At 57.6% G+C, this 18,798-nt stretch carries 17 protein-coding genes; 8 read left to right on the plus strand and 9 right to left on the minus strand.

Features of this window, described 5'->3' with window-relative positions; genetic code table 11:
- The first annotated feature begins 51 nt into the window (after positions 1 to 51).
- The 3 genes from PGR09_RS05980 to PGR09_RS05990 are packed head-to-tail and all read left to right on the plus strand — an operon-like array spanning position 52 to position 4,490.
- Positions 52 to 2,769 (plus strand): TcfC E-set like domain-containing protein, encoded by a 2,718-nt coding sequence (locus PGR09_RS05980; RefSeq protein ID WP_430915902.1) that lies wholly within the window; start codon positions 52 to 54, stop codon positions 2,767 to 2,769.
- 1 nt (position 2,770) lies between these two features.
- Entirely contained in the window at positions 2,771 to 3,928 is a 1,158-nt protein-coding gene (locus PGR09_RS05985; protein WP_047048351.1) for a CfaE/CblD family pilus tip adhesin, read from the plus strand.
- A gap of 10 nt (positions 3,929 to 3,938) precedes the next feature.
- Positions 3,939 to 4,490 carry a LuxR C-terminal-related transcriptional regulator gene (locus tag PGR09_RS05990; RefSeq protein WP_430915903.1) on the plus strand — a complete coding sequence of 184 codons (552 nt, stop codon included), beginning with the start codon at positions 3,939 to 3,941 and terminating at the stop codon, positions 4,488 to 4,490.
- Here the strand turns inward: PGR09_RS05990 and PGR09_RS05995 are convergent.
- Positions 4,473 to 5,396, minus strand: coding sequence for a LysR family transcriptional regulator (locus PGR09_RS05995; protein ID WP_430915905.1), 924 nt, complete (start codon positions 5,394 to 5,396; stop codon positions 4,473 to 4,475). The genes PGR09_RS05990 and PGR09_RS05995 overlap by 18 nt on opposite strands.
- Before the next feature lie 130 nt (positions 5,397 to 5,526).
- Here PGR09_RS05995 and PGR09_RS06000 point away from each other — a divergent pair, with 130 nt between their 5' ends.
- A complete protein-coding gene (locus PGR09_RS06000) occupies positions 5,527 to 6,915 on the plus strand; it encodes an MFS transporter (protein WP_430915906.1) in 1,389 nt (462 codons plus the stop codon).
- Between the two features lie 43 nt (positions 6,916 to 6,958).
- On the opposite strand, the gene hpxK is transcribed toward PGR09_RS06000, so the two are convergent.
- The 7 genes from hpxK to hpxU all read right to left on the minus strand — a co-directional run bounded on the left by hpxK (position 6,959) and on the right by hpxU (position 13,324).
- Positions 6,959 to 8,185: an allantoate amidohydrolase gene (hpxK, locus tag PGR09_RS06005; protein WP_213797232.1), complete on the minus strand. Its 1,227-nt coding sequence runs from the start codon at positions 8,183 to 8,185 to the stop codon at positions 6,959 to 6,961.
- A complete protein-coding gene (locus PGR09_RS06010) occupies positions 8,182 to 9,423 on the minus strand; it encodes a pyridoxal-phosphate-dependent aminotransferase family protein (protein WP_047079183.1) in 1,242 nt (413 codons plus the stop codon). Before PGR09_RS06010 ends, hpxK begins: the two co-directional genes overlap by 4 nt.
- A gap of 14 nt (positions 9,424 to 9,437) precedes the next feature.
- On the minus strand, positions 9,438 to 10,175 hold the full coding sequence (locus PGR09_RS06015; RefSeq protein ID WP_045394384.1) for an amino acid ABC transporter ATP-binding protein: 738 nt from the start codon (positions 10,173 to 10,175) through the stop codon (positions 9,438 to 9,440).
- Positions 10,156 to 10,812, minus strand: coding sequence for an amino acid ABC transporter permease (locus PGR09_RS06020; protein WP_430916009.1), 657 nt, complete (start codon positions 10,810 to 10,812; stop codon positions 10,156 to 10,158). The genes PGR09_RS06015 and PGR09_RS06020 overlap by 20 nt, the downstream gene beginning before the upstream one ends.
- Positions 10,812 to 11,477, minus strand: a complete 666-nt coding sequence (locus PGR09_RS06025; protein ID WP_430915907.1) for an amino acid ABC transporter permease — start codon at positions 11,475 to 11,477, stop codon at positions 10,812 to 10,814. Before PGR09_RS06025 ends, PGR09_RS06020 begins: the two co-directional genes overlap by 1 nt.
- 9 nt (positions 11,478 to 11,486) lie before the next feature.
- A complete protein-coding gene (locus PGR09_RS06030) occupies positions 11,487 to 12,272 on the minus strand; it encodes a transporter substrate-binding domain-containing protein (RefSeq protein WP_430915908.1) in 786 nt (261 codons plus the stop codon).
- 212 nt (positions 12,273 to 12,484) lie between these two features.
- Positions 12,485 to 13,324 carry a MurR/RpiR family transcriptional regulator HpxU gene (gene hpxU, locus PGR09_RS06035; protein ID WP_430915909.1) on the minus strand — a complete coding sequence of 280 codons (840 nt, stop codon included), beginning with the start codon at positions 13,322 to 13,324 and terminating at the stop codon, positions 12,485 to 12,487.
- A gap of 178 nt (positions 13,325 to 13,502) precedes the next feature.
- Between hpxU and hpxW the strand changes: the two genes are divergently transcribed.
- Genes hpxW through hpxZ form a run of 4 tightly spaced genes read left to right on the plus strand, consistent with a single transcriptional unit; the run spans position 13,503 to position 17,065 of the window.
- Positions 13,503 to 15,086: an oxamate amidohydrolase gene (hpxW, locus tag PGR09_RS06040; protein ID WP_430915910.1), complete on the plus strand. Its 1,584-nt coding sequence runs from the start codon at positions 13,503 to 13,505 to the stop codon at positions 15,084 to 15,086.
- Positions 15,087 to 15,096: 10 nt separating this feature from the next.
- Positions 15,097 to 15,285 carry an oxalurate catabolism protein HpxX gene (gene hpxX, locus PGR09_RS06045; protein ID WP_015366605.1) on the plus strand — a complete coding sequence of 63 codons (189 nt, stop codon included), beginning with the start codon at positions 15,097 to 15,099 and terminating at the stop codon, positions 15,283 to 15,285.
- Entirely contained in the window at positions 15,282 to 16,679 is a 1,398-nt protein-coding gene (locus PGR09_RS06050; RefSeq protein WP_430915911.1) for an AtzE family amidohydrolase, read from the plus strand. Before hpxX ends, PGR09_RS06050 begins: the two co-directional genes overlap by 4 nt.
- Positions 16,676 to 17,065: an oxalurate catabolism protein HpxZ gene (hpxZ, locus tag PGR09_RS06055; protein WP_045394369.1), complete on the plus strand. Its 390-nt coding sequence runs from the start codon at positions 16,676 to 16,678 to the stop codon at positions 17,063 to 17,065. The genes PGR09_RS06050 and hpxZ overlap by 4 nt, the downstream gene beginning before the upstream one ends.
- A 792-nt stretch (positions 17,066 to 17,857) precedes the next feature.
- On the opposite strand, the gene puuE is transcribed toward hpxZ, so the two are convergent.
- On the minus strand, positions 17,858 to 18,790 hold the full coding sequence (gene puuE / locus PGR09_RS06060; protein WP_396279690.1) for an allantoinase PuuE: 933 nt from the start codon (positions 18,788 to 18,790) through the stop codon (positions 17,858 to 17,860).
- Between the last annotated feature and the right edge of the window lie 8 nt (positions 18,791 to 18,798).

Below are 18,798 nucleotides of genomic sequence, written 5' to 3' on the forward strand. Positions count from 1 at the left end.
ACATCAGAGGGCGCCTGCCCTCTGATGTCAGGATGACGTCGAGGCTCGTTCATGGCTTTTCACAGAAATGCTCTTCTTTTTGTCGTTTTGTTACCCGCTTCCGTTCAATTAGCCAGCGCCACTATCGTCGTACCTGCGGGCTTTGAGGATCTGGCGAAAACGCAGCGCCTGTGGACAGAAGTGAGTCTGTATGGCGCGTCGCTTGGGCTGTTTGAGGCCGATATTACGCTTGAAACGGTCACCTTCGTGGCGCCGGAAACGCTTGTCGCGGCAATTAAACGTCAGTTCAACGATGATCCTGCCTTGATCGCCTCGGTGACCGGCGCCCTTTCCTCTCCGCTTGCGCGTAACGGCAATCTCGCCTGCAGCAGCAATGGTTCCGCGCCGGGTTGCGATTTTATCGACACCAAAAGCGTGGCCCTGATTTATGACGAGAATAACGCGCGCATAAACCTGTTTTTCGACAGACGGTATCTACCTAAACAAACGGCGGAAAATCAGTGGTATCAGCCTACGCGTAATACTGAAAACGCGCTGATCCACCAGCAAAATATCAATTTCGTGGCCGATGAAAACTATCAGTCGATGACCGTGCAGGGAAACGGCGCGCTGGCCATGACTGAGAATGGGTATTTTAACCTCGACTGGACCTGGCTTGGGCAGCGCTCTCGCCATCAACAGCAGCAGGAGATTACGGTGAATAACGCCTGGTTCCGTCAGGATCTGTGGCACGAATATTACGTTCAGTTAGGTGAAATGGATACGCGCGATCTCTTCAGCGCGGCCGGCGGCAATATCAACCTCAGCCAGCTGCCGCTTGGAAAAATTCGCGGTTTGCGTGCCGGCTCAACGCGGGCGTGGATCAACCCCGTGCAGCAGTCCAGCGGAACGCCTATTACCGTGCTGCTTTCCCATGACGCGCGTATAGACGCCCGTAGGGGGAATCAGCTGCTGGCCAGTTTTTATCTTAATGCCGGGGCGCAAACCCTGGATACCCGTTCGTTTCCGGACGGGAGCTATACCGTGACGCTGGCGATTTATGAAAACAACCGCCTGACCCGCACCGAGCAGGTTCCGTTTACCCGCACCGGCATCACGCCATTCGACCGCGTCGAGTGGTTTATGCAGGCCGGTGAAACCGACAACGACGATATGAGCGACGAACGCAGCGCCGTGGTGCAAGCGGGTATTCGCCTGCCTGTAACTTCTACGCTGGCGGTCACCAGCGGCGCAACGGTGAAAAAGAACCAGCGTTTTGTGGAAAGTGCCGTCGACTGGAGTCGCGGATTCAATACCGGCCCCATTGATGGCGTCCTCAGCACACGCTTTAGCTACCTTTATGGCAGCCAGGGCCAACGCGGCAATATCCAGCAAATCAGCTACAACGATGGCTTTTCACTAAGCTTCTATCGTAATGCCTTATCGGCTGATAACTGTGACTCCAGCAGTACCGGATTTGACGCGGTGAATGGTTGCTACCGAAGCCTCTCGGTAATGTTCTCCGTACCTGTCGGCTCGTGGTATGCCAACCTCGGTTATTCCGATAACCGCAATGAAGGTCGCTATGTTTCGCGGCGTGAATTACCGAATAGTGACGATCGGCGCGACAACGGTTTGCCCTGGGAATCGGTGTATATGACCCGCACACGCTCGCAGGCATGGCAGGCCGGACTGAGCAATTCGTTCAGCACCCGCGGGCTGAATATCAACAGCAGCATAAACCTGTTTATGCGTAACGATCATTCTGGTGATGGCAAGGATAAAGGCGGCTTCCTGAGCGTAAGCCTGTCGCTGGCTCATAACCGTCAGGGCGATGCCTCCAGCTACACCTCCGTGGGGGCCACGTGGCAACAGCAGAAGCATGAAAAGAATCAGCTCAACTATAACATCGCGCACAACTGGTACACCGATGCGCGCGGTGAAAACGAATATGGTCTCAACGCTTCCGGTATTAATAGCGACTCGCTAAATACTTCGGCCTATACCCGTCAGGGCGGCCGTTTTGGTAACGGAAGTTTGACCGTCAGCGATTCGTGGGATCGCCAGGATCATCGCCACCGGTTCAGCAGCAGCGGTAACTACAGTTCTACGCTGGCGTTATCTCGTTCTGGTCTGTGGTTTGGCCGCTGGGGTGACGGACGCCCGGCGTCAGCCATTGCGGTCAACGTCGCCACGCCGGAAGCATCTCCTGATTCCCGCATTGCCGTTTCGCTTGATAACAGCGGTAGCGCCGATATCCCGGCAAACGCCCGCGCGCTGTTCGCCCTGCCCGGCTATCAGCAAACCACGCTCACTATTAATGAGTCGACGGACATTTCCCACGGCGCCAACAGTGAAATTACGCAGGGGTCGGGAAGCAGAACGGTATTTATGGTGCCAGGAAAAATGCTGCACAGAGAGGTGCAAACCACCACGCGTTACACCTGGCTTGGCCAGTTGACCGATGAACAACATACGCCGTTTATCGGCGGCATGCCGCTCAACGTCAGCGGCTGGAGCGATTTAGGTAATGGCGGCTTTAGCGCGGAAAGCGACAGCCTGATCCAGTCGCTCTATCTGGTGAAACAACAGCAGTTTTACCAGTGCGCGCTGAAGGTGAAGACCATGCGTGACGTCGTGCGTTATGTCGGCACGGTGACCTGTGAAGAACTGACTTATTCCGCGTTACCGGAAACCGTGCAGCAGCAGGCGCAATTACTGCTGGCTGGCCGTACGCCTGCGGTCAGCCCAACGGCGATGAATAACTCAACTCTCTCTACAGGAAAATGATGTGATAACGCGTCTTTTGATTTTACTGCTTGCCTGCATCTGTTTTGCCGAGGCTCAGGCCGGTAGTCCCGCCGGCAGAAATACCAGCGTGGCGTTCGCCTTCGATCGCCAGTCTCCTCCTGCCCGGTTGGATATCTGGCTGCACGAGTCCGGCGGTTATGATTCCAGCGATCCGCAAAAATGGGGACGAAATACCCTGACCTGCCAGTCGCGTACCGATACAACCTATGGCGCCTGCATGACCGCGCCGGTATGGTTTTCGGCAAACCCGGCCGCGCCCTATCCGATAAACCTGCGTTTTACCCACGCAATAACCAACAAAACGGTGGACGTAAAAGTCTATGGCGAACACCGTATGTTTATCAATAACAGAACCTTTGTTTTCGCCAGCTACGTAACGGGCGGTACAGTAGATTTGCCAGCCTGGAACAGTGCGCCCTATTTTGATTTTTACATCGTTCGTAGCGAATTAAACAAACTCGATCAGGCCGGTATCTGGACGGCAACGCTGAAACAGAATTTGCGTGAATGGGGCACCGCCGACTGCAACGGCAACTTTAATGACGTCAATGTTGGCTGCCCAGGCTACCTCACTCTAGCTAACTGGCAGGCAAACCTGCGTATTGAGGTGGTCGACCCGGGCAATCAGCAGATTTACTTACCGGCATTTCCGCACTCCACGCCGGTGGTGAACCTCAACCTCACCAATTTCCCGGGCAGACCCGGCGGCAGTGAGATTAAGGGCGAAAACTCGCTGGATATGTGCCTCTATGATGGCAACAACAGTTCCAGCTCGCGGGCGTTTCTACGCTTTGAAGACGATGGACTTGACGCGACCGGGCGTGCCGAAGGGGCGTTCTCCATCCGGCGACGGGGGGGCAGCCAGACAGATCCAAGAGATCGTCTTGATTATCAGGTGCTGGTGACCAACCCGACCACCGGCGCAACTGAAGTTGCTGCTAACGGTAAAACATTGACCTGGGAGGGTACCAACAATCGCCGCTATTTGCGCCAGGTTGTCCTGCCGGGCGGCCGCGAAAGCGTGTTATGCATCCCGGCGCCCATTACCCTGAAAACTCCCGCCTTTGCCGCCAGCAGCAAAAACGCGGGTGACTATACCGGTACGTTACGCGTTATCTATACCCCCAGTACGTTATAAAGAGGCTACTGTGAGCTACGTTGTTCTTGATAATAATCGCTTTTATGCGGAGGGGCTGCGCTACGCCCTCCTCCGTCGTAACGTTAAGACGGAAGTGCATAGCGGCACGGTGCAGTGGCAGCCCTTACTGTTAGAGAGCACCACCCTTGTTATTCGCTGCCGTTTCTCCATCAGTGGTACACATCAGTCGCTGGTTGATATTTTGCTTACCCTTGAGGCCCATTGCTGGCAGGGAACGGGCTACCTGGTGTGTAATGAAAAAAGCTGGGGGCTGGCCACCTATCTGCGCAAGCGCTTTGAAACGTTAACGTTGCATATCATTGATGACCGAATTTCCGTTGCAGATGCCGCCAGGCTGTTATCGAAAGAGCCAAGGCGGATCCGCACCCTGCGCTGCTGCCTGACCGAGATGGAATTTAACGTCCTCGACAGACTGGTTAAGGGGCAGTCGGTAAGATATGTCGCGCATATGACGAAGATGAGTGAAAAACAGGTCTCGACCTATAAATGTAATGCGCTGAAGAAACTCAATGCGAATAATCTTCTACAGCTTCTGGTGTAACGACTTGTCCATGCGGCATATCGCCACTATTTTCTCTCTAAGCCAGCGGTGAGCGGGATCGCGTTCCATTCTCGGATGCCACATCTGCGAGACGGTAATCCGCCGGCTTTTAAAAGGCAGTTCAAAAAGATGCACCTGCTCAACTACCTGCTGATTGACTAAATAGAGGGCGGGGATCATAGCGATAAGATCCGATTGCAGCGCCACGGAAAGCGCGGTCGGAAATCCGGGTACGACGCTGGCGATTTTGCGTTTCATGCCGAGTTCGGCCAGTACATCATCGACGGACCCGTGCAGCGTACCTTCTGGTGAGGCCACCACATGACCCCAGGCAACATAATCCGCCACGGTTATCTCTGTCAGGGCGGCCAGCGGATGCCCCTTACGCACCACCCCCACAAACCGATCTTCAAATAGCCGTTGCAGACGGATTTCAGGCCCCATATTGCTCTGGACGCCAATCTCCAGATCAACCAGTCCTTCCCGTAGATAGCGTGACGTTTTTTCAGGCTTAGGCGCAAAGCGTAGACAGACATTGGGCGCGGCTTCGGCTACCGCCGCAATCAGCGAAGGGCCAAACGCCACCACAAACCCATCGTTTGCCCTGATGGTAAAAAGACGCTCCAGATTTTGCACGTTGAGCGATTTGGCCGCTGGCTGCAGCACCGCTTTCGCCTCGAAGACCGCGCGACGGGCGCGATCGCGGGTCGCCTCCGCCCACGGCGTCAGCACCATGTTACGCCCGGCGCGAACCAGTATCGGATCGCCGGTGACGTCGCGTAACCGGCTTAGCGTGCGGCTCATGGCTGACGTACTGAGATTCAAACGACGTGCCGCGCCCGCCACGCTGGCTTCGTTAAGTAATACGTCGAGTGCAATCAATAAATTAAAATCGGGGTCTGACATGACCATCACTCCTGGAACATTCAGATAAGGCGTTTCATGCAACTATAGAGTGTAAATGGTGCGCCTTCCGCCCGGTAAAAGCCATCTTTATAGTTTCGTCATCCAGATATCCTCTGCAGGAGACAACACGATGACACTTTTTTCCAGCCAACCTGGCGATGACGGGCTGCCAGGCCCGGCGCGAGCGCGGGTCATGGCCGCGGTAATGACCACCACGTTAATGGGTGTCTTTGATGGCACCATGGTAAACATTGCCCTGCCGTCGATGGCGCAGGAACTGCAGGCATCATCCAGTACCGCCGTCTGGTTCGCCAACGGGTATCTGCTGGCGGCGGCGATGACGCTGGCGATATTCGCCGCGCTGGCGGCGCGTTTCGGCTACCGCCCGGTGTTTCTGGCCGGACTGACGACATTTATTCTGGCATCAGCAGGTTGCGCGCTGGCGACGACGCCTGAGCTGCTCATCAGCATGCGGGTGCTGCAAGGGATCGGCGGCGCGGCAACGCTTAGTATCGCGCCCGCCATATTGCGCTCCGTTTTTCCCGGACGACTGCTGGGGCGTATTCTCGGGATACACGCCCTGCTCATCGCTTCAAGCTCCGTCATCGGGCCGGTGCTGGGCGGCACGATCCTGCATACCTTGAGCTGGCAATGGCTGTTTGCAATAAACGTGATCCCCGGCACCGTCGCCTTACTGCTGGCGGTCAGAGCGCTACCGCGGCCGGCAGTTGGCGGGCAAGCCGCTTTTGATACGCCCGGAGCGATATTGTCGGCGCTGCTATTGGGTTCAACGATCATGGCGGCGAATAGCTTGCAGAGCGCTTCGCAGCATATCGATAGTCTGTACTGGACATTGCTCGCGGCGATAAGCGGTACCGCCTTTATCTGGCGTATCCGGCGTACGGACAACCCGCTGCTGCCGCCTGCGATGTTTAAGAATGAACGTTTTACCCTTTCGGCCTTTACGTCGCTGATCGCCTTCGTAAGCCAGGGGATCACTTTTATTGCGCTGCCGTTCCTGTTCCAGAACGGGTATGGCTATAGTCCGATGCTCTCGGCGCTGCTGTTTACTCCGTGGCCATTAGGGATAGTGCTGATCGCGCCGCACGCCGGCCGCTGGGCGGACTCAATCTCTGCTCCGCTCATCTCGACGCTGGGATTGATGATTTTTGTCGCGGGTTTAATCCTGCTGGCGATGCTGCCCGCTACGCCCACCGCTTGGGATATCTGCCTGCGGAGCCTGGTATGCGGTATTGGCTTTGGCTGCTTCCAGAGCCCGAATAACCGTGAAATGCTGTCAAACGTGAGTCGCGGACAGGCGAGCTATGCCTCGGGCGTATTATCCATCATGCGCACGTTCGGGCAGTGTCTGGGCGCCGCCGTGATGGGCGTACTGTTGGCAAAAGACGAAAGCGCCGTTCATATTGCGCTGTGGATCGCCGCCGCGGCCTCGGCGTTGTCGGTGGCCGTTAGCGCCAGCCGACTGCGGAAAATAGCTTTTCCTGCGGGAGCGGGATAAGTCGGCGGCGCATCCCCGACAAGAGGATGCGCCCGTTATTGCTTTACCCGGCAAGTTTTATCACCGCCCGGCTGAAGGCATCAATCGCCAGTTCGACATCGGCTTCGCTGACCGATTCCGCCGGATGGTGACTAATTCCCCCTTTACAGCGCACAAACAGCATCCCCACCGGCCAGCGCTCCGCGACAGCAATCGCATCATGTCCGGCGCCGCTTGGCAGCGTCAACGCCGCGCCCTGTACCTCGCATACCGCTTCGGCAATCACCCCCTGTAATCGCGGATCGCAGGTGGTTGCCGCAATGCGATAGAACTCCTCAGCGGCAAACTGCAGGCCGCGACGCCCGGCAATCTCTGCGGCAGACGCCAGCAATGAATCCAGTAATGCATCCAGCGGTTGATCCTGCGGACCGCGGATATCAAGAGTCAACGCGACTTCGCCGGGAATGACGTTGACCGCCGCCGGCGAGCAGCGCAATGTCCCGACGGTAGCGACCAGATTGCCTCCCTGCTGGCGCGTAGTGCTCTCAATACACAGCATCCACTCCGCGGCGGCGGCAAGCGCGTCGCGGCGCTGGTCCATCGGCACCGTGCCGGCATGACCCGCCTCGCCGGTAAAACAGCAATTGAGGCGCCGCGCGCCGTTGATCGCCTCGACCACACCGAGTGCCGAACCGGCCTGTTCCAGTCGCGGACCCTGCTCGATATGCAGCTCCAGATAGGCGGAAAAATCTTCCGCCGGGCGCGAGGCTGAATGGACGCGTGATGGATCCAATCCGGCGTTGACCATCGCCTGCGCCAGGCTAATGCCATCGGCATCATGCTGGTCCAGCCAGGCATGTGGCCAGCTTCCCGTCAGACCCTTGCTGCCCAATAGCGTGATACCAAAGCGCGTCCCTTCTTCATCGCAGAAACCGACGATTTCGATGGCCTGCGCCAGTCGGCGTTCCTGATTATGCAGGCTTTGTACCACTTCGATGGCGGCTAACACCCCCAACATGCCATCATATCGCCCGGCGTTGCGTACCGTATCGAGATGCGATCCAAGCAAAATCGCCGGTGCCCCTTCTTCACGGCCTTCATAGCGCCCGCAAATATTACCGACGCTGTCCTGCCAGACGAGCATACCTGCCTGGCGCATCCAGTGGCCAACCTGCTGATTAGCTTCAAGATGCTGTGGCGAAAGGTAAACCCGCGTCAGGCCTTCCGGCGTTTCGCTTATCGCCGCCAATCTCTCAGCCCGCGCCATCACTCGCGCTGCGGCCAGGTTCATAGCGGCTTCTCGCTGCGATAATGATCCCACGCCGCCTGCATGGCTGCCCCTTGCGTGGTGGGGAATTTCAGGTAATTGAGTACTGATTCCAGCGCGCTGAGGGTAGTCATGACGCAATCTTTACGCGCGTTGTAACCCATTGTGCCTATACGCCACACTTTGCCGTGCAGCGGGCCGAATGAGGTGCCAATCTCAATGGCGAAATCTTGCAGCATCAGTTGGCGTACCTGGTCGCCACTAATGCCCTGCGGGATGATCACGCCCAATACGTTATTCATTTTGTGTTGCAGGTCGCCAAAGATTTCCAGACCCATCGCCTGAATACCTTTCACCAGCGCGTCGCCGTGCAGTTTGTGGCGGGCAATGCCGTTATCGAGCCCTTCCTCAAGAATCAGACGTGCGCATTCGCGGGCGGCGAACAGCGCGGATGTCGCTTCCGTATGGTGGTTAAGGCGTTCTGGCCCCCAATAATCCATCACCATTCCGAGATCGAAATAGTTGGAGTAAACCATCTCATCGACGCCATCAAGGTGTTCGGCCGTACGGATCCCCTGCTCAACGCATTTACGTCGACGGATAGCCTCTTCCATCCGCGGGCTCAGGGTAATGGGCGAGGTGCCGGAGGGGCCGCCGAGACACTTTTGCATCCCCGCCGATACCGCATCCAGTCCCCAGGCATCGGTCTCCAGCGCATTGCCGCCCAATGAGGCGGTGGCGTCGGTATAAAACAGCACATCATAACGACGGCAGATCTCGCCCAGCTCCGCCAGCGGCTGCAACATGGTGGTCGAGGTATCTCCCTGTACCGTCAGCAGCATACGTGGACGCACCCGTTTGATCGCATCTTCAATCTGCTCGGGAGAGAACACTTCACCCCACGGCACCTCAATGGTATGCACTTCCGCCCGGCAGCGGCGGGCAATTTCACATAACAGATGGCCAAAGCGGCCAAATACCGGCACCAGCACTTTGTCGCCGGGGCGGATCGCGGAGATCAAAATGGCTTCAATCCCCGCCCGTGACGTGCCATCCACCAGCATGGTCCAGCGGTTGCTGGTGCGGAATACCCCGCGGTATAACGCCATGACTTCGTTCATATAGTGCGTCATAGCCGGATCGTATTGGCCGATAAGCTGGCTGGACATCGCGCGCAGGACGCGCGGGTCGGCGTTGATCGGCCCCGGCCCCATCAGCAGACGATGCGGAGGATTGATTTGTGAAAATTGAGCGATATCCATCGTAGATTCCTTTATTAATTCAGTCCGCGCACGGAGGAGATAAATTGTTTGAGTTCATTGGTTTGTGGCTGGCTAAACAGCGTTTTGCTGTCGCCCTGCTCCCAGACTCGCCCCTGGTGCATAAACACCACCCGGTCGCCGACTTCACGGGCAAAATTCATTTCATGGGTAACCAGAATCAGCGTCATTCCTTCCGCGGCCAGCTGTTCCAGCACTTTAAGCACCTCTCCCACCAGTTCCGGATCCAGCGCGGAGGTGATTTCGTCACAGAGTAAAACTTTTGGCGACATCGCCAGCGCGCGGGCGATAGCTACCCGCTGCTGTTGCCCGCCGGAGAGGCTGGAGGGATAGAAATCCAGCCGATCGCCAAGCCCGACTTTTCCCAGCATTTGCTGCGCCAGTTCGCGGCACTCGGCAGGCTTTTTTTTCAATACCCGCCGCGGCGCCAGCATCACATTTTCCAGCGCCGTCATATGCGGAAATAAATTGAAGTTCTGGAATACCATGCCAACGGAGCGGCTAATCTCCCGCGCCTGCGAGTCACGATCGGTAATGGTCATGCCGCCGAGCTTAATGCTGCCTTCCTGGTACCCCTCCAGCCCGTTAATGCAGCGCAATAAGGTGCTTTTCCCCGAGCCGCTTCGGCCGATGATGGAAATCACTTCGCCCATATTGATATCGAGATCGACCCCCTTCAGCACGTGATTATCGCCGTAGAATTTCTGCACCTGATTAATGGTGATGAGCGGCATTGAATTTATTCTCCAGATAGCGGCTGTAACGGGACAGCGGATAACACAAGATGAAGTAGCTCAGCGCGACCAGCGCGAAAACCTTAAACGGCTGATACGTCACATTGGTGAGCATGGTGCCAGCCTTGGTGAGCTCGACGAAACCGATAATCGACGCCAGCGCGGTGCCTTTTATCACCTGCACGGCGAAACCCACGGTGGGAGCGATGGCAATCCGCACCGCCTGTGGCGCCACTACGCGACATAACGTCTGGGTGAAATTTAATCCCAGGCAACGCGATGCCTCCCACTGTCCTTTCGGCAAGGCCCGGATACTGCCGTACCAGATATCCAGCAAAAAGGCGCTGGTATAGAGGGTCAGCGCCAGCGCGGCGGCGGTCCACGGCGACACATCGATCCCGAATAACGCCACGCCGAAAAAGGCGAGAAACAGCTGCATCAGCAATGGCGTCCCCTGAAATAGCTCGATATAGCCGCGAATGAGGCGCTGCACCCACAATTTACCCCGCAGGCGCAGCAGCAACAGCGGTAATGTCACCAGCGCGCCGCCAATAAAAGCCGTCAATGACAGCAGCACGGTCCAGCGTCCGGCCAGCAGCAGATTGCGTACGATGTCCCAGTCGGTAAAGGTTGTCATCATGCCTGCACCCTCAGCCATTTACGTCCAGCCGCCATTAGCAGTTGGCGCATCGCTATCGATAACGCTAAATAGAGACACGTTGTCACCAGATACACCTCGAAGCTCAAAAACGTTCGCGATTGAATTAAGTTGGCGGCAAAGGTCAGCTCTTCATAAGAGACCTGCGATACCACCGACGATCCGATCATCACGATAATGCACTGGCTCACCAGCGCCGGATAAATACGCTGCAACGCCGGCGGCAACACCACCTGAATAAAGGTCTGACTCCGGCTGAGCCCCAGTACCCGGCCGGCCTCCCACTGCCCTTTTGGCGTCACCTGGATCCCGGCGCGGACAATCTCCGTACTGTAGGCGCCCAGGTTGACGATCATCGCCAGTAGCGCCGCTTCGCCCGCCGTCATCTTCAACCCCAGATTCGGCAGGCCGAAGACAATAAAGAACAGTTGAACCACGAACGGCGTATTGCGGATAACCTCAACGTAAGCCCCCCATATCCGACTCAGCCAGCTTGCCCGCCCGCTACGCAGAGCCGCGCCGACGATCCCGATGGCCAGGCCGCCGAGTGTGGCGAGTACAGTGAGTTGGATAGTGACCCAGAGTCCCGCCACGAGCTCCGGCCAATAAGGCCAGAGCGCGGAAAAATGTAATTGCTCCGTCATCGCCGTACCTTAAGCGGCAAAGTCGCTGGGCAACGGCGCTTTCAGCCACTGCTGTGACAACGTATTGAGGGTGCCGTCCTTAATGCCCTGCGCGATTAAGGCATTCACCTTTTCCTTCAGCGCCGGTTCATTCTTTTTCAGGCCAATCACGCACGGTGAATCCTTAAGCATAAAGCTGGCGACCGGGGCTTTCGCCGGGTTTTGCCGCGAGATAGCCGCCACCACCAGGTTACCCGTCGCTACGTATTGCACCTGACCAGAAAGCCAGGCCGACAGCGTGGTGTTGTTATCTTCGTAACGCTTAATCTGCGTCGCTTTCGGCGCAATGCTGGTCAGCACCATATCTTCCACCGCGCCGCGGGTCACGCCGATACTCTTACCGCTCAGTTCGGCCGCGTCTTTCAAGGTACTGCCCTGCGGGCCGAAGACGCCAAGGAAAAACGGCGCGTAGGGTTGGCTGAAATCAATGACCTTTTCCCGCTCGGCGTTCTTACCCAGGCTTGAAATCACCAGATCCACTTTATCGGTCTGCAGATACGGCACCCGGTTGGCGCTGCTCACCGGAACCAGTTGCAGTTTTAGCTTCATCTGCTTTGCCAGATAGCGGGCCATATCGATGTCATACCCCTGTGGCTGGAGATCGGTGCCGACGGAACCAAACGGCGGGAAATCCTGGGGAACGGCGACGCGGATCACCCCGCGTTTTTCAATATCCTGGAGTTGGTCCGCGCGTGCGGCGGTGATTTGTGTTAACAGACAAGCGGCCCCGGTCAGCGCGATCAGCAGTTTTTTCATCATCATTCCCCGTTACGTTAGTATGAAACAAAAGATTCTTTAAATAAACTTCTGCAACTAATGTGCCAGATACGGACAAAACAAATTTGCGCCGGCCAATCGGCTTTTAGCGGGAAATGACGGGAATATTAACCATAGCGGTAAGAAGAATTGGATTTCTTCTTACCGCATTTTGGCACCAAAAAGGTGCAAAGCACCAGCATGACTCCCCATTATCGTTGTTCAAGCTCATCCAGTTGCTGGTATAACGTAGCGATGTCATGAATGCGCGGGCGACCGCTATCGAGAATTTCATGTAGCAAGGCGTTGGCCAGCAGGTTGATAAGACTATTGGCCGACGCGTAGCTGTCGAAAGCCGACACGCTGTCCAGCGGGGCGCAGAGCCGCCAGCGCGCCAGAGGAAACAGGCTATGCGCCTGCGGCTCACAGATTAGCAGCTGCGGAACTACCCGCTGTTGCAGTTGCTGCATCAATGGGCGAATAATTCGCGGCCGACGGCGAAACGCCATCACCACCACCATATCTTCCGCGCTTAAATCGACCAGTTCTTCACTTAGGCTTTGCCCCGGTTGCGGCAGCACCACCACTTGCCCGCGCGCCTGCAGTAACTGCTGACGTAGATGCAACGCCAGCGGCCAGGAGTTACGCATCCCAATAATGACGACGCGCCTGGCATTCACCAGTGCGTTAATGGCTTCGGCAAACTGCCGGGCATCCAGCGCGTTTACCCACTGCGTCAGGTTTGCCATCTCCTGCTTATAATGCCGCGCCAGCAAGGTATTACCCTGCACCGCCTCGCGATGATCGGTCAACGGCATCCCGCTCTGGCGTAACGTGCGCAGTTCATCGCGCATATCGCGATACTTTTCATACCCCAGCCGTTTAAACAGGCGGCTTACCGTCGCTTTAGATACCCCGCTCAGCTGGGCCAGCTCGGCGCTGTTGTAGCTAATCAGGTCATCAAAGTGGTCGACAATGAAATCCGCCACCCGCTGCTCCTGGGGTGACAACGACGCATATTGCGCCTTCAGCCGTTCATCGAGTTGTTCCATAGCGCCTCTGTAACTTTTGTTTCACTGAACTATACCGCTAACCCCCTTCACAATGCATGCCACAATGAGAAAAGACAAACGGCCGCCGCATCATTGAAACTTTCTTTTCAAAGTGGAACAGCTTTTGCACGGACAGCGTTTGCAGCAGTGGCTGCACGATTCGTTACGAGGATAATTTATGCAGAGTCATTTCTCGACCCAGGGGATGGCGGTCGCCCCCCATCATCTGGCTAGCCAAAGCGCGCTGTCCGTGCTGCGCGAAGGCGGAAGCGCAATAGAAGCGATGGTCGCCGCCGCCGCAACCATCGCGGTGGTCTATCCGCATATGAATGGTTTAGGCGGCGATGGGTTCTGGCTGATCGTGCCGCCGCAGGGCGATCCGATCGCCATTGACGCCAGCGGCGCCGCCGGTTCACTGGCGACGCCGGAAGCCTATGCCGGGCTAACGCACATCCCGCATCGTGGCCCGCAATCCGCTCTGACCGTCGCCGGCACCGTCAGCGGCTGGGATGAGGCGCTGAAAGTTTCACAATCCCTGACCGGTAAATCACTACCGCTTTCGCGCCTGTTACAGGACGCGATTGGCTATGCCGATAACGGTATTCCGGTGACCGCGTCACAAGCCAGCGCCACCGCTGGAAAGTTAGATGAACTTCAGCGCCAGCCGGGCTTCGCTGAGACCTTTCTGGTCAATGGCCGCCCTCCTGAAAGCGGCAGCCGCTTTTGTCAGCCTGCGCTGGCTTCCACGCTAAAACGGCTGGTTGCGGAAGGGCTCGATAGTTTCTATCGCGGCTCGCTGGCGGAACAACTGGCGGCCGGCATGGCCCGTTACGGCCTGCCTATCACGCTTGACGATCTGCGCCAGCATCGCGCGCGCCGCCCGCAACCACTGCGGCTACAGCATCAACACGGTGAGTTATGGAACCTGGCGCCGCCGACGCAGGGGCTGGTGTCGCTGGCCATTCTCGGCATCACTGACCGGCTGGCGATGGAACAGGCCGACGATGCGCAGACTATCCACCGTATCGTGGAAGCGACAAAACAGGCCTTTAGCCTGCGAGATAAACATATTACCGACCCGCTGCATCTGGACGTGGATATTCAAAGCCTGCTGTCCCCGCAGGCGTTACAACCGCTGGCGGAGAAGATCGACGACCAGCGCGCCGCGCCATGGGGCGCAGGCAAAGGCCCCGGCGATACCGTCTGGATGGGCGTGATGGACAGTAGCGGGCTGGCGGTCTCCTTTATCCAGAGTCTCTACCATGAGTTTGGCAGCGGCGTGGTGCTTCCGGACAGCGGTATTGTCTGGCAAAACCGCGGCGCGTCGTTCAGCCTCGACCCGGCGCATTTGCTGGCGCTGGCGCCCGACAAGCAACCCTTCCATACCCTTAATCCCGCCGCCGCACGCCTGAACGATGGGCGGGTGATGGTTTATGGCTCAATGGGCGGCGACGGCCAGCCGCAAACCCAGGCGGCGCTGTTCACCCGTTATATCCTGCAGAACGTCCCGCTTCAGGAGAGTATTTCTCGTCCGCGCTGGCTCCTTGGGCGCACCTGGGGACAGACCTCGGACTCACTAAAAGTGGAAGGTCGCTTTGCGCCGCAAACCCTCGCCCGACTCAGGGAACTGGGGCATGAAGTTGAGGTACTGGCCGACTTCAGCGAGGCCATGGGACATGCCGGGGCCATTGTCCGCCATCCTGACGGCCTGTTTGAAGGCGCGTCTGACCCGCGCAGTAACGGCACCGCCGCTGGCTATTAGGAGGAGAAGCATGAAACAAACCGAAAAAGAGTGGCGCGACTGGCTTCTACAGATGGAACAGATCCTCGCCCTTGAACTGGATGAATCGCGCCGCGCTGAGCTGCTGGCGCAATTTCGCCGCATTGCCGATATGGCTGAACCGCTGATGGCCTATCCGCTCGATCAGCGTCTGGAAATCGCCGGAGTGTATAAAGCATGAAGCTACATCAGATGACCATTGCCGACATTCAGCAGTCGCTGAGTCGCGGTGAATTTAGCGCCAGAGAGCTGGCTCGCCTGACGCTTGATGATATTGCGCAAAGTAACCCGCGGCTCAACGCCTGGACGACAGTCACCGGGAAACGGATGCTCGACGAAGCGGACGCTATTGATGCCCTACGGCGAACGAATCAGCCGCTGCCTGCGCTGGCAGGGGTTCCCTACGCGGTCAAAAATCTGTTTGATGTCGCGGGGGAAACCACCCTCGCCGGCGCGCAATTGTTCAGCGATAACCCGCCTGCCCGCGTCGATAGCTGGGCAGTAAGTCAGATCCATAGCGCAGGCGGCCTGCTCAGCGGGATGCTGAATATGGACGCCTATGCTTACGGTTTTACCACGGAAAATAGCCACTATGGCGCGACGCGCAACCCGCACGATCTTAACCGCATTGCCGGCGGATCCTCCGGCGGCTCAGCGGCGGCGGTCGCCGCCGGATTGGTTAATTTCTCGCTCGGTAGCGACACCAATGGTTCGATTCGCGTTCCGGCATCCCTGAGCGGGATTTTTGGTCTCAAGCCAACCTTCGGCCGCCTGTCGCGCGCCGGCAGCCACCCTTTTGTTCCCAGCCTCGATCATATTGGTCCGTTTGCCCGCACGGTAGAGGATTTAGCCACAGTTTACGATGTTCTGCAGGGGCGAGACGTCAACGATGGGTTTCAGGCCGAACGCGGCGTCGCCCCTGCCACGCCGCATCTACGATATGGCCTCCAGGGGCTGCGCTGTGCGGTTTTAGGCGGCTATTTCAGCCGCTGGTGCGATGACGATGCCCGCGCGGCGGTGGCTCGCGTCGCCCGTTATCTCGAAGCCTCTGAAGAGTATCTCTTCCCCGAAGCGGAGCTGACGCGCGCTTCTGCGTTTATCATTAGCGCTTCTGAAGGCGGAAACCAGTACCTTCCAGCCTTACGGCGCGAGCCGGAACGCTTTGAACCGCACTCGCGCGAACGTCTGCTGGCGGGCGCGATGATCCCTTCCGCCTGGTACCTGCAGGCGCAGCGCTTCCGTCGCCACGCTCAGCAGCAAGTCGCCTCGCTGTTCACCCATGCCGATGTGCTCATCGCTCCGGCAACGCCATGCAGCGCGACGCTTATTGGCGAGCAGACGATGGAGATCAACGGCGAGTCTTTACCGATACGCGCCAGTATGGGCATGCTTACTCAACCAATCTCCTTTATCGGTCTGCCGGTGGTAACCGTCCCGCTACGTACCGCGACGGGGCTGCCTGTCGGGGTGCAGTTAATTGCCGCGCCGTTTAATGAACAGGCCTGTCTGCGCGCCGCCTATGCACTGGAGGCGATGGGAGTAACCGATTCTCGTCCGGTGGGGGTAGCCGCATGATCGCATCGCAAGACATCAATCTTCCGCAGGTGGTCGCTGAAGTTACGGCGGCCTTTTATCGCTATGAACAGGCGCTGGTGAGTAACGATATTGCAGTGCTGGATGCGTTGTTCTGGCACGATACGCGCACGGTTCGCCTCGGTGCCGGAGAGAATCTGTATGGTATTGATGAGATCCGCGCCTTCCGCGCCGCGCGCCCCGCCGCAGGACTTGCGCGGGAGTTACGCCATACGGTGATCACCACCTATGGAGAGGATTATGCGGTATGCAGTACCGAGTTCACCCGTGAAGGCAGCGATCGTATTGGCCGTCAGCAGCAAACCTGGGTGCGGTTTTCCTGCGGCTGGCGTATCGTTGCCGCGCAGGTCAGTTTGATGGGGCATTGATGCCGTTGTCGCCCCCTGCTTGCGCTGCGCTTAGCAGGGCTACCAACTCACAATGGCACGGATCGTAGGCCGGATAAGGCGCAGCCCCATCCGGCGCGAAAGTGGTTCTTTACCCGCGGTTATTGCCCGGCGGCGCTACACTTACGTGGGCCTACAGATCACATGCCGGCGTAGATACTGTTATCGATTTGCAACGGTTTTGGTCTGGGAAAAACATGTGCTTTGTGTTAATTCTGAGCACATTGCGCTCCCGGTTAATTTTTTCCGCAATATGTTTTCCGTGGCGCTGGGAGCGCACAGAGGGCGGCCAGTCGCCGCCGCCCTCTGTACTCCCGGGCTCTGGCCGCCAAAATCGCCACTTCGTGGTTCCTTCGACTTATCCCGGCAGGCTTCGGGTCGGGCCGAGGCAGCATCCCTGCAAATCACGGCCCTCAGCCCGCATCCATGCGGGCTGCCCCGGCCTGCCGGGAACGTCTCAGCGATTTTGAGGCCACCAACACCGCAGTTTCAGTAGCCATTTACAAGATAGAGATCTTAAGCTCACAACGGTACGGACCATAGATACTGTTATCGGTTTGCTACTTTTTTAAGGGGTTTTCCCGGACGCGGCGCGTTGCGCCTTCTCTGGGCTACCAAATCGCAAAGCGCTGTAGCCCCGGTAAGCGGCAGCGCCACCGGGGATTTTGAGGCTACCAACACCGGCAGTATAAATTAACGGCAGGCCGCACGGACCGTAGGTCGGGTAAGGCGTTAGCCGCCACCCGACAAAACAACGGCGCAATGGGCCTGCCGCTATGGCTGGTACGGATGCACCTGCCGCCAGTGGTCGGCAATCTGCTGGCGGGTACAAATCCACACGCGCTCATGCTGCTGCACGTAATCAAGAAAACGCTGGAGGGCGCGGAAACGTCCGGGGCGCCCCAGCAACCGGCAGTGCATGCCGATAGACATCATTTTCGGCGACGTTTCGCCTTCCGCGTACAGCACATCAAAGCTGTCTTTCAGATAGGTATAAAACTGTTCAGCGGTATTAAACCCCTGAGCGGTGGCAAAGCGCATGTCGTTGGCATCGAGCGTGTAAGGCACGATGAGATGCGGTTTACGCTGCCCGTCGGCGCAAGGCACTTCCGTCCAGAACGGCAAATCATCGCCATAATAGTCGCTGTCGTAATCAAATCCGCCATGTTCCACCACCAGTTGCCGGGTGTTAGGGCTATCGCGACCGGTATACCAGCCGGTGGGCGGTTTGCCAAACAGGTCGGTCAACACCTGCACCGCTTTATGCAGATGGTCACGCTCCTGTTCAATCGCCATATGCTGATAGTGGATCCAACGCCACCCGTGGCTGACCACATCGTAGTTGGCCGCTTTGATCGCCGCGACGATATCCGGATGACGCGCCAGCGCCATTGCCACGCCAAACACCGTCAACGGCACCCCCCGCTCCTGAAAGGCATGATGGATACGCCAGAAGCCCGCGCGGCTGCCATATTCATACAATGAGTCCATTGACATATGGCGGTCGGGGTAGCTGGCAGCGCCGATGATATCGGAGAGAAACTGTTCGGAACCCGCATCGCCGTGCAGGACGTGATTCTCGGCGCCCTCTTCGTAATTAAGCACAAACTGTACCGCGATACGCGCCTGATTTGGCCACTGCGCGTGCGGCGGCTTTCCCGCATAGCCGCGCAAATCGCGCGGATACGATTCTGCTGCTGGTATCATCTCCCACC

The sequence above is a fragment of the Klebsiella sp. 141251 genome (assembly GCF_050600725.1).
Classification (GTDB): Bacteria; Pseudomonadota; Gammaproteobacteria; order Enterobacterales; family Enterobacteriaceae; genus Klebsiella; species Klebsiella aerogenes.